This window comes from Paenibacillus koleovorans NBRC 103111 (assembly GCF_004000845.1).
Classification (GTDB): domain Bacteria; phylum Bacillota; class Bacilli; order Paenibacillales; family NBRC-103111; genus Paenibacillus_AA; species Paenibacillus_AA koleovorans.
Genome location: NZ_BIMA01000088.1, coordinates 20,005 through 30,953, shown reverse-complemented (window position 1 = coordinate 30,953; position 10,949 = coordinate 20,005). Strand labels below are relative to the sequence as shown.

The following is a 10,949-nucleotide window of genomic DNA, read 5'->3' as shown; positions in this document are numbered from 1 at the left end:
CGGCGGGCTGAGTGGGGTACACGACTTCACGAAGGACGCCCTCACGGTGGTCCCCCCAGAGCAATGCAAACTCTGCGCTATCGCTAGCCCGTTCCCGTGCGTTGCGACCTTTACAAAATAAACCATACAATTTATAGACATTTTATCGACATGTACGATACCTGTTCCTTTGTTGACCCTCGCTCGCACGGTGTGCTACGTTAGCGCTGATAAGCCAAAACGATCGCACAGGAGTGGGTTCGAAGTGAGCATTTGGAGAAGCTTGATCGCAGAGTTCGACGCGTCGCTGCCGAGAAGAACGGCGGTGCTGCTGAAGGAAAACGTGACGACGACGGCTTTTTATTACCCGATGGATTTCGGCAAGATCGGCTATCGGCTGGACACCCGCATCGCGACCACGTATGAGGAGAAGCCGACGTTCAGCTTTTACTTGGACGACTATGTCCGCGGGGATTTCGTCAACAATCCGGTGCTGGCGTTGAACTCGTTCTACACCAGCCGGATGCGGACCGCCCCGAACTGGCTGCGCCGCGACTACGGCTTCCCGAACGTCGGGATCGATCTGGAGGAGACGGCCAGCATCCCGTCCGACCAGGGTCTCGTGTGGAGCCTGAACTTCAAGCAGCGCAACCTGCACAAGGTGGCGGACCATCGATTCCATCTCGTCGTGCAGGGGCAAGGGGCGCTGCGGTTGGAAACTGCGGAGGCCGCAGCACCGGACGATACGGCTAACGTGAAGCTCGTGAAGCTTGCCACGGAGGACGGGCAGTCGCTCTCGATCGCGATCCCGGCGGATGCCGAAGTCGGCCTGTTCGAGAGCGTGGATGCGTACAGCCAGGCGATTGCCGGCGAATCGATCCCAGCACCGGTGGCGGAGACCGGCTCGTATGTGGTCATCGGCTTCCGCGTTCACTTCGAGAAGGTGAAGAGCTCGAAGGACTGGAAGACCAGACGGTTCACGGTAGCTTTCAGCACGCTCGGAGCGAAGGAAGCGGCGGAAAGCTACGGGGAAGATGCCGAGGTACGGACGGAACGGCTTTGGAACGGCTTTTTCGGGCGGCTGCCGAAGCTCGGTTTAGGTCGCGAGGAAGCGGAACGGATGTATTACAAATGCTGGACGGTCATCAAGCAGAACTACTATGTGCACCCGGAGTGGGGCTTCATGATCCTCGAAGCGCTGCCGGTGTACAAGGGCGCCTGGATGTGGGGGACAAGCGCGATCGTCTCCAATTCCTTGCTCGATCCGGACCATCCGGCCGAATATGCGCGCAACTCTCTCAACCTGTTTACCCGCAACATGCGCCAGGACGGCTATTTGACCCATGCCATCTATATCGACGAGAAGGAGCCGGGCGAACGTTGGGGCCAAGGAGAAGGCGTCATCCAGACGCCGCACCTGCCTTGGGTCGCTTACGCGTACTACGAGAAGACGAAAGACCTGGAGCAACTGCGCACTTGGTATCCGTTGTTCGTCCGGTTCTACGACTACATCGGACGGACGCGGGACGAGGGGCTCGACAGACTGCATCTGTGGGCGGCCAAGACAAGCTTCGACATCGGACTCGACGTCTCGCCGCAGTTCACGGATATTACGTACTACGGCGAAACGCACGCGTATTCGGCCGTCTTCGCAGCGGAGCGCGTCCGCTACGAGCGGACGATGGCCGACATCGCCGACCTGCTCGGCCATCGCAACGAATCGACCGCTTGGCGCGAGGCAGCCGACCTGTCCCTGGAGGCGGCGAACCGCCACCTGTGGGACGCGGAGGCCGGCTGGTACGGCGCCCGCCGCGCGGACGGCACGCTCGACACGCGTGTGTCGGTCGACGGCCTCGCCTTCCTGGCGTACGGTCTCGTCGACGCGGAGCGCGCGAAGGCGATGAAGCCCGGCGTGGAGAAGCTCATCGCCACCTACGGCGTGCGCACCTTCGCCCCCGACGAGCTGGAGTACGAGCCGGACGTGTACTGGCGCGGCCCGGCGTGGCCGAAGTCTTGCGCCTGGGGCGCCGAGGCGGTGTGCCGCTACTATCCCGACCTGCGGGAGCGGACGCTCGAGGCGCTCATCCGGTTCGCCTTCCGCCATCCGAACATCTGGGAATGCATGAACCCGGACAATGGCGAGATCGCCCGCGGCGACGTCGGGGTGAAAGCGACGCCGGGCGTCTCCTCCAACGTGGGAGCCGGCGAGCTGATTTCGGCGCTGCGCGCGTTTGTCCGGCACTAAACAGCAAGAGCCTGATGCGGATCATCCAATGAGATGATCGTTGCATCAGGCTCTTGCCTGTTTATCGCGACAGCCGCGCTTGCACCGAGCGGGCGTATTCCGACGGCGCCATGCCCGTCGCTTTCTTGAACTGCCGCGAGAAGTAGTGGATGCTGCTGTAGCCGAGCCGATCGGCGATCTCCGTGAAGCTCAGCGCCTCCTCGCGGATGAGCACCTTCGCCTCCTCAAGGCGAAGCTTGTTCAAGTATTCCGTCAGCGTCAAGCCGGTGCGTGCCTTGAACGTCGCCTTCAGCTGCGTCTTGCTGACCGAGAGCGCGGCGCACACTTGCTCCGGCGTCACATCCTCGGCCAGCCGCTGCCGTAGGAGATCGACGGCTTGGGCGACGAGCTCCAGCTCCTTGTTCTCCTGCGGCAAGGAGCTGAGCTTGCCGCTCGGCAGCCGGTGCGCGCCGTACTTGCGCACCATCTGCACGAGCAGCAGCTCGGTGTACAGCCGGATTAGCTGCTCCCCACCGAACGGTACATCCGCTTTGCGCTGCAACTGGGCGACGCGCGGCGTGTCGATCGGCGGATCGAACACCTCGTAGCCCGTCTCTACGAGATGCGCCAACAGCCTCCGGCATTCGTCGTCCAGCGGGAACGACAAATTCTCGAAGAACCGCATCGCCGGCGAGTCGCAGTCGAAGCTCACGATGAACAGGTTCGGGGCGGCTACCTCGTTCGTGCGCAGGCTGTGAAACTCGTTCGGCTTGTAGAACACAATATCGCCTTGCTTCATCGCATAACAATGGGGCCCGATCGTAATTTCCACCGCGCCTTTGTCCACGTAGACAAACTCCCAGAAATCGTGCTGCTCCCCGGAATGCGCATAGGAGCTGCTCAATTCTTTATAGGAAAAGCTGAAGATCGTCCGCACGACAATTTCATCCTGCAGCTCGAACCGTTCCAGCCAATCGATAATCATTCGCGCCACAACCTTTCTGCGTCTCCCATTCATATTTCTCCTTGAACGACTAAGCTATACTAGACCACAATAATCGGCAAATATAGTCTAAATCAAGGAGTTTTTTGAGGTTTTATTTAGGGTTGTTGCAAGGAGCCGATTCTGGATACAGTTGAAGTAGGAAAGACTTGTTTCCGACAAAGATGAATGATTCGTATCACGAATCTTCAGTTTGCTTGTGGTCTACTTTTATCTCTCCTAAAATTAATTATTTCAAAAATTGAAAGGAGTTTAAACCCAAACTATATATAGCGTTTCGGTTAAAGGAATGCCTGTCAATATGAGAATGACACTTATTAGGCAGAGCAAGTCGGATCCTTACAAGGTGTTTTATCGGTACTACCAAGATTCAATCGAAATTTTTTTGATCCGCCATCCTTATCAAAAGTCATTGTTGTAAACCGACAGGCAAGTGCTGAGAGCTCGTTATCAGCACTTGCCTATTTTTCAATTGATCACTTACTCCGAAGGAGGTTTCACGTCAAGTGCAAAACATTCGCCCCGGATGACAAATACAAGGCTAGCTTATCCTTTTATTATAGTAATCAACAAGCCCTTCATAAAGGGGCAACCGGGAGGATAACCAAGATGGAGAGAACGACGGACAAAATCAGATTGGGCATTATCGGATGCGGCGGCATGGCGTCCTCGCATGCGAAAGGATACGAGGAGCTGGCGGGCCGGATGCAAGTGACGGCGACATGCGATATCGAGCTGGAGCGGGCGCAGGAGGCGGCGACTTATTACGGAGCTCAATTGGCCGTGGCGGACTATCATGAGCTGCTCGACCATGTGGACGCCGTGCTCGTCGTCCTGCCGCATGACCTCCACTATGAGGTCGGCATGACTTGTCTGCGTGCGGGCAAACATGTGCTGATGGAAAAGCCGATGGGCAACTCGGAGCAGGAATGCATCGACCTGATCGAGCTGTCCGAGCAAGTCGGCCGCGTATTTATGATCGCCTACCCGGTTCGCCATCATCCGCTCATGGTGAAAATGAAAGAGCTGATCGACGACAAAACGTACGGCGACGTGTTCCAAATGTCGATCTACACCGAGCAGTACACGCGCTACTACGACGGCCACTGGGCGCTGGACTCGAAACGGCTCGGCGGCGGGCAGTTTTTCAGCCACGGCTGCCACTATGTCGACATCCTGCTGTGGGTGCTCGGCAACCCGGTGAGAGGCACGCATCTGGGCACGAACTACGGCACGCCTTGGATGGAGCGGGAAGGCACGAGCAACATGACGATGGAGTTCGAGAACGGCGCGCTTGGGATGCACCTCGGCACTTGGGGAGCGCGGGGCACGCGTCTGGGCTCTTCCATGCACGTGCATTGCACCAAGGGCATGCTGGAGCTCGTATTCTCGGAGCGTCGGCTATACTTGCACCACAAGCTGGATGAAGAGCGGGCCGGTATCAAGCAAGGTGAAGTGGAGCTGCTCATGGAGGTCGAAGAGGGCGGCAAGTTCACGCACCATGAGATCCATCACTTCCTCGACTGCGTGCAGTACGGCCAGCGGCCGCTGACCGACGGGCCGGGCAGCCTGCAGGGACTGCGCTGCATCTGGCGGATGTACGACGCGGAGCGGAATCATGTGATGGCCGATCTTCGAGGACTGGGGTTGGAGCAGGATTGGCGCCAAGTTCCACTCGGCAGCGGCAGCGAATCCCGGGCATAAGCCCGGGATTTTTCTGTTTCGCCATGCAGGTGATCACCATAACGATACGTCAGAGCAGGCGGGAGGCCAGGGAGGCTGATGTTACATGGAGGTGGGCGGCGCCACTTGCGCGGAATTCCCAGACCTTTCCTCACACCTCAAAGCAAACCTTATTCCCTTGTTTCCCCGTAAAACCCCGAAACGATCCGCAGCAGCTTGGGCACGATCGCGAGCCCGATGACCAGGAACACGACACCAAGCGCGCTGCCGAGATAGGACACTTCCATCCCCGACCAGTTCGGGAACACAACCTGCATGACTACATCGTCCTCCGCGTACATCGGAATGCCGAGCCGGGTGAGGATCACGTACACGAGCGGCGTGAACAGCATCGCGAAGCCGCAGATGACGAAGGTGATGGTCGAAGCGAATTGCACGATGCTGACCGGCAGCTTGACGAGGTGGTACAGCACCGGCTTGTAGTAGCTTTTCTCGACAAACATCCGGCGCAGGGTGATGGTCTGCAGCCTTTCCTGGGCCAGCGGCTCGCCGCCGCGGGAACGGACGAGACGCGTCACGAGCGCGTTGTCGACTACATACATAGCGTCGGAGACGAACAGGCCGAACCAGTAGATGAAAAATCCGATGCCGAGCGGCATCAAGCCGACCCCAACGGCGAGCAGGGTAACGGTGAGCACGAAGCCTACAATAGCCAGAGGCATGGCGATGATCAAGTAGGCGGTGCGGAACAGGAGCAAACCAAGCAAATCCAGGACGGCGTCGAAGCGGCCGAGCGCATTTCTTTTTTTTACAGCGATCATGGGAAACAGCCTCCATTTGTCCATTTGTAAAGTCGCAACTCTCATTTATATCCTAATGGTACCGGAATTCCACCAAGCTCACCACGGTCCGAAGCACGCCTTACATCCTGGACCTAAGTCGAGCGTGTGACGCTTACATGCCGCCCTGTCATAAAATACAAGCCGCCCGCCATACAATGGAAACACGCGGCGCCCTATACGGCGAAGCGAGAAGCTTGCTTGGCGATTCCGACACAAGGAGGTGCGCCTATCCGCCTTAATGAGGCGGTAGGAAGGATTTTGGTAGATCCCGACCCTGAACCCGGCATTTGGCTGCTGAAGCTGGCGGCGGTGCTGACGCTTGTGCTGTTGAACGGTTTCTTCGTTGCGGTGGAGTTCGCGATGATCAAGGTACGCGGCAGCCGCATCGATGCGCTCGTCCAGGAAGGCAACATGCGAGCGAAGTTTGCGCGACTCGTCGTGAACAATCTGAACGCTTACTTGTCCGCCTGTCAACTCGGAATTACATTGGCATCTCTGGCTTTGGGCTGGATCGGCGAGCCATTCGTGAATCAACTGATCGGTCCGGCTTTGGCGAGAATAGGGACGCCAGAGGCGATGATCCACATGATCTCGTTTCTGATCGCGTTCACCGTCATTACCGCGCTTCATATTACGATCGGAGAGCAGGTGCCGAAAACTTACGCCATTCGCAAGGCGGAGCAAGTGACCCTCTGGGGGGCCGCTCCTCTAATCGTGTTTTACAAGCTGATGTATCCGCTTATATGGTCCTTGAACGGCACGTCCAATTGGATGCTGCGCAAATCCGGCATGGAGCCCGACGAAGGGCATGAATCGGTGCATACGGAAGAGGAAATCCGGATCTTGATGAAAGAAAGCCATAAGAACGGCTACATCGATCATACCGAGCTTGCGCTTGTCGATAATATTTTCGAATTTTCCGAAACCAGTGCCAGGGAAATCATGATTCCGCGGACCGAGATGGTGTGCCTGTACGCCAATTTCCCTTACGAGGCGAATCGGGCGATCGCCATTTCCGAAATGCATACGCGCTACCCGATATGCGACCCGGATAAGGATAACATCATTGGTTTTATTCATATAAAGGATTTGCTCAAATCGGACGACCGGCTGGATGACGTGAAACCAATCATGAGGCCGCTTCTGAGCGTCCCGGAATCGATCTCGATCAGCTCGCTGCTCAAGCACATGCAGAAGCGGCGGACGGCGATCGCGCTGTTGATCGACGAATACGGCGGCACCTCGGGGCTGGTCACGCTGGAGGACATTCTCGAAGAAATCGTGGGCGAGATTCACGACGAGTTCGATGACGAACGGCCGAAAATCGAGCGAAAGGACGAAGCGACCCATTCCGTCGACGGCATGCTGCTGATCGAGGAATTCAATGATTTGTTCGGTACGGAGTTGGAAACGCAAGCCTGCGATACGATTGGAGGGTGGGTGTACTCGCGCATTGAAATACCGCCGACTCGCAATCAAAGGGTCATCTGCGGGGAGCTGGCGCTGATCGTCGAGGAAGTCGATCATATGCGGATTGCGAGGCTGCTCGTTCGTCGGCTTCCGGGGGAGGAAGCGCATGGGGAGCGGCAGCAGGTGTCTTGATCGTGGAAAAAGAGGTTGCCAGGCAGCAATCGTCCTATTGAAGGACGGTTGTTGTAGCTAGGCAACCTCTCTTCTATTTATACCCCGAGCAGCTCCCGCACGTCCTCCTCGGTGAGTGAGCCAAACGACTCCTCGCCCGACTGGATGACCGTGTCGACGAGATCGAGCTTCTTGCGCTGCAGCTCGTACATCTTCTCCTCTAGCGTGCCCTGGGCGACGAGACGGATGACATGCACCGTGTTCCGCTGCCCGATCCGGTGGGCCCGGTCCGCCGCCTGCTGCTCGACGGCCGGGTTCCACCACAGGTCGTACAGGATGACCGTGTCCGCTCCGGTCAAGTTCAACCCCGTCCCTCCCGCCTTGAGCGAGAGGAGGAAAATGTCCTGCTCGCCTTCGTTGAAGCGGCGGCACAGCTCGACCCGCTCGGCGGCCGGTGTCTGGCCGTCCAAGTAGAAGCAGCTCTCGCCGCGCCGCTCGAGCTCGTGTCGGATGATGCCGAGCATCCCGGTGAACTGAGAGAAGAGCAGCAGCCGCTTCCCTGCGGCGAGCGCTTCTTCGACCAGCTCGAGCAGCTGCTCGAGCTTGCCGGAGCCGCCGGTGTAGCCGTCGACGAACAGCGCGGGATGCAGGACAAGCTGGCGCAGGCGGGTGAGGCCGGCGAGGATGCGGATGCGGTTTTTGTTGAAGCTGCCGTCGTTCAGATGGGCAACCGTCTCCTCCCGCAGCTTGGCGAGAAAAGCCATGTACAGCGTCTTCTGCTCGTCGGTCAGCTCGGACGCCTGCAGCGTCTCGATCTTGTCGGGCAGCTCCTGCAGCACGTCGCGCTTGAGGCGGCGCAGGATGAAGGGGCGTACCCGCCTGGCGACCTGCTCGCGCGTTAGCTCGTGGAATTGATTCTTCCCGCCGAACAGCTCCGGGAAGACGGCGTCGAAGATCGACCACAGCTCCTCGAGCGAGTTCTCGATCGGCGTGCCGGTCAGCGCGAAGCGCTGCTGCGCTTGAAGCGCGCGAACCGCCTGCGCCGTCTGGGTCGAGTGGTTTTTGATCGCCTGCGCCTCGTCCAGAATGAGCGTGTGAAACGTCACCTGGGCGTAATCCTCCAGATCGCGCCGAATGAGCGGATAGGAGGTGATGACGACGTCGGTCGTGTGCAACGACTGGAGCAGGGCGTTGCGCTCGGGCTTCGCTCCGGCTACGACGGCGGTCCGCAGCGTTGGGGCGAAGCGCGCCAGCTCGTTGCGCCAGTTGTAGACGAGCGAGGCGGGGCAGACGATCAGAGTGGGCTGGCCGGCCTCGCGAATGCGGTCGTGCTCGGAGAGCAGGTAGGCGATGCTCTGGATCGTCTTGCCGAGCCCCATGTCGTCGGCCAGAATGCCGCCGAAGCGGTAGTAGGCGAGCGTCTTCATCCATTGGAAGCCGAACGCCTGATACGCCCTTACCGGACCGTCCGCCAGCGCCGGCAGCTCGTGGTCGAGCTGGTCCGGGTGCCGCAGGTTGTCCAGCAGCTGGCGGAACGCTCGGCCGAGCTTGAGGCTGGACGGCTGCGGCGTTGCCGGCTGCAGTTCGCCGTAGGCGCCGGCGTTGGTGTCCATGCCGGTGCCGCCGCCTGCCGGGTTGGCGCCAGCCAGGCCAGCGCCAGCCGGGCCAGTGCCTGCGTCCGTTGCGCCTTCAGGGCCGCCTCGAGCGAGCAGCTGGAGTCCGCGGGCTAGCGGCAGCTGCATCCGGGCGCCGGTCAGCTCGGCGTGCCGCACGCCGAGGTCGCCCAGCACTCGGCCCAGCTCCTTGAAGCCCGCGTCCTCCAGCGACAGGAAGGCGCCGTTCGGCAGCCGGGCGTACCGCTTCTTCTCCACGACCGTGCGCAGCACATGGCGGATGGAAGACTCCTCGATGCCGCTCAGATCGAACTTGACCTCCAGCCATTGCGTCCGCTCGTTCAGCTCGACCGAGACTCGGGGAGCTGTGGTCAGCCGTTCGATCATCGGGCGGAAGGAGGAGGTCGCATACACAGCCGCCATCGTCTCCAGCACGGGCAGCACATGGTAGAGGAACTCGTACACCTCGTCCTCCTCCTGCAGCCGCAGGCGCCGCCCTTCGCGGCGGAAGCCGGCGCCCTCGAGCACGCCGAGCACGCGGCGCTCCTGCTCGGCGTCGCGCATGACGATGCGGCTCACGCCGGCCTCGCGCATGCGCTCCTCTTGCTGCGCGACGCCTTCGCCTGCGGTGCCAACGGCCGACTCGGCGAGCGGGTCGAACGGCACCTCGTCGTACACATACTCGACTCGAGCCCAGATGCAGTCGTCCTCCCGATCCAGGTACACCTTCGCCTGCAGCTTGGCGTCGACGATGCGGTCCGAGATCGATTTCGCAACGGTGACATGGGCGATCGACTTGAAGCCGCGCAGCAGCGTGCTCATGGAAGGATCTATATCTTCAGCGTCGATTCTCATGGTGTGGACCGGTTGCACCTGGTGCAAGTAGGAGCGATGGCCTGAACTATGAGCGACTAGCGTGTTGTACAGGTCGATAAGCTTGCGAATATGGGCGGGTTTCATGCGTAGCAGCCTGCCTTCTTTTAACACATACCCGTAGTTCTCCATGAATTGCAAGCGATCCATCCCATGAATATCAAGCTGGTAGTAGCTGCTGGTCGGCTTGCTCAGCTCCATTTTTAGCGGAAACTCGTCGTCCACGATCTGAATCCCCTTGTACTCGGTAGAGCCTGTTTGAAATTTGACATTAGGCATCCGGCAGAGGAGGGGGCCGAGCTTGCTCCATGCTTCGGGAGGGAGAAACAGATGACGCTCGTTGCCGTAGGTCCGGGAGCTGGAATAGTAGGAGCCATGAAAAGCATGGTTATATGCCGTTTCGACCTGAATGACTTCCTGCAGCTCCTTCAGCATGGTCAGGTCCGCCGCTTCGAAAGTGTGAACCTGGGAATCATATGCGAAATGTTTACTCCATTGAAAGGAAACTTGATTCTTCACATTCGTTAAGAACTCTCGGATTCGAGGTACCACGTATAGACGCTTCGGTCCTGCCTTCATCTCCAGGAGGAGTTGGCTCCGATCCGGTTTAATGGTGTTGGCGCTGAGTATGAATTCCACTTGGAGCTGTTCTTTGGGCTGGGCAAGGGTTCTCGTCCAACTGGGCGCTGCATCCCCGCGAGGCTGGAACAGGCTCAGAATGTTTCGGGAAAGCCTTCTGTCCGCCTCGGACAGGTCGGGCTGCGAGCGGGCGGTCGATGTACGGGCAGACGCTAATCGGCCCGGTCGGGACTGGGATGGAGCGCCAGGCTGAGTATGGTTGTGCTTGGAGTGCATCACTTTGAACAGAACGGCCGCAATATGCGGGCAGCAAGCGGACGGAGCGCCGGTCGAGGGCATGCAGGAACAGACGGCTTCGAAATCACCGGCATAGGGGAGCCTCAGCGCGACTTCGTATTCTACTCCTCCGCCGTCAAGCATCGCCGTGAAGCTCCCGTCGCCATGAGCCTCCATGGAGAGGATATCTCCCTTCACATAGGAGGAATATCCCTTCTCGTAAGCTCGACTTTCGCAAACGTCGCGTATGAGATCGACACTCACTAGTCCGCTCATTGACCATTCTTCCCTTCCAT

The 10,949-nt window shown here is 59.1% G+C and carries 6 protein-coding genes; 3 read left to right on the top strand and 3 right to left on the bottom strand.

The window, feature by feature from the left end; all coding sequences use genetic code 11:
- The first annotated feature begins 244 nt into the window (after window positions 1–244).
- Window positions 245–2,224 (top strand): MGH1-like glycoside hydrolase domain-containing protein, encoded by a 1,980-nt coding sequence (locus PKO02S_RS23545; RefSeq protein WP_127586788.1) that lies wholly within the window; start codon window positions 245–247, stop codon window positions 2,222–2,224.
- Window positions 2,225–2,285: 61 nt separating this feature from the next.
- On the opposite strand, the gene PKO02S_RS23540 is transcribed toward PKO02S_RS23545, so the two are convergent.
- Window positions 2,286–3,188, bottom strand: coding sequence for a helix-turn-helix domain-containing protein (locus PKO02S_RS23540; RefSeq protein WP_246067254.1), 903 nt, complete (start codon window positions 3,186–3,188; stop codon window positions 2,286–2,288).
- Between the two features lie 627 nt (window positions 3,189–3,815).
- Between PKO02S_RS23540 and PKO02S_RS23535 the strand changes: the two genes are divergently transcribed.
- A complete protein-coding gene (locus PKO02S_RS23535) occupies window positions 3,816–4,910 on the top strand; it encodes a Gfo/Idh/MocA family protein (RefSeq protein WP_127586784.1) in 1,095 nt (364 codons plus the stop codon).
- A 149-nt stretch (window positions 4,911–5,059) separates the two neighbouring features.
- Here the strand turns inward: PKO02S_RS23535 and PKO02S_RS23530 are convergent, their stop codons facing one another.
- Window positions 5,060–5,710: a sensor domain-containing protein gene (locus PKO02S_RS23530; protein WP_164821638.1), complete on the bottom strand. Its 651-nt coding sequence runs from the start codon at window positions 5,708–5,710 to the stop codon at window positions 5,060–5,062.
- Window positions 5,711–5,989: 279 nt separating this feature from the next.
- Between PKO02S_RS23530 and PKO02S_RS23525 the strand changes: the two genes are divergently transcribed.
- Window positions 5,990–7,333, top strand: coding sequence for a hemolysin family protein (locus PKO02S_RS23525; RefSeq protein WP_281280456.1), 1,344 nt, complete (start codon window positions 5,990–5,992; stop codon window positions 7,331–7,333).
- A 77-nt stretch (window positions 7,334–7,410) separates the two neighbouring features.
- Here PKO02S_RS23525 and PKO02S_RS23520 read toward each other — a convergent pair whose 3' ends face one another.
- Complete coding sequence (locus PKO02S_RS23520; protein WP_127586780.1) at window positions 7,411–10,929, bottom strand: DEAD/DEAH box helicase; 3,519 nt, start codon at window positions 10,927–10,929, stop codon at window positions 7,411–7,413.
- Window positions 10,930–10,949 lie beyond the last annotated feature (20 nt).

Coding starts and splice junctions, on each gene's coding strand:
- PKO02S_RS23530 (WP_164821638.1), bottom strand. CDS start 5,710: ATGATCGCTGTAAAAAAAAGAAATGCGCTCGGCCGCTTCGACGCCGTC.
- PKO02S_RS23520 (WP_127586780.1), bottom strand. CDS start 10,929: ATGAGCGGACTAGTGAGTGTCGATCTCATACGCGACGTTTGCGAAAGT.
- PKO02S_RS23535 (WP_127586784.1), top strand. CDS start 3,816: ATGGAGAGAACGACGGACAAAATCAGATTGGGCATTATCGGATGCGGC.
- PKO02S_RS23540 (WP_246067254.1), bottom strand. CDS start 3,188: ATGATTATCGATTGGCTGGAACGGTTCGAGCTGCAGGATGAAATTGTC.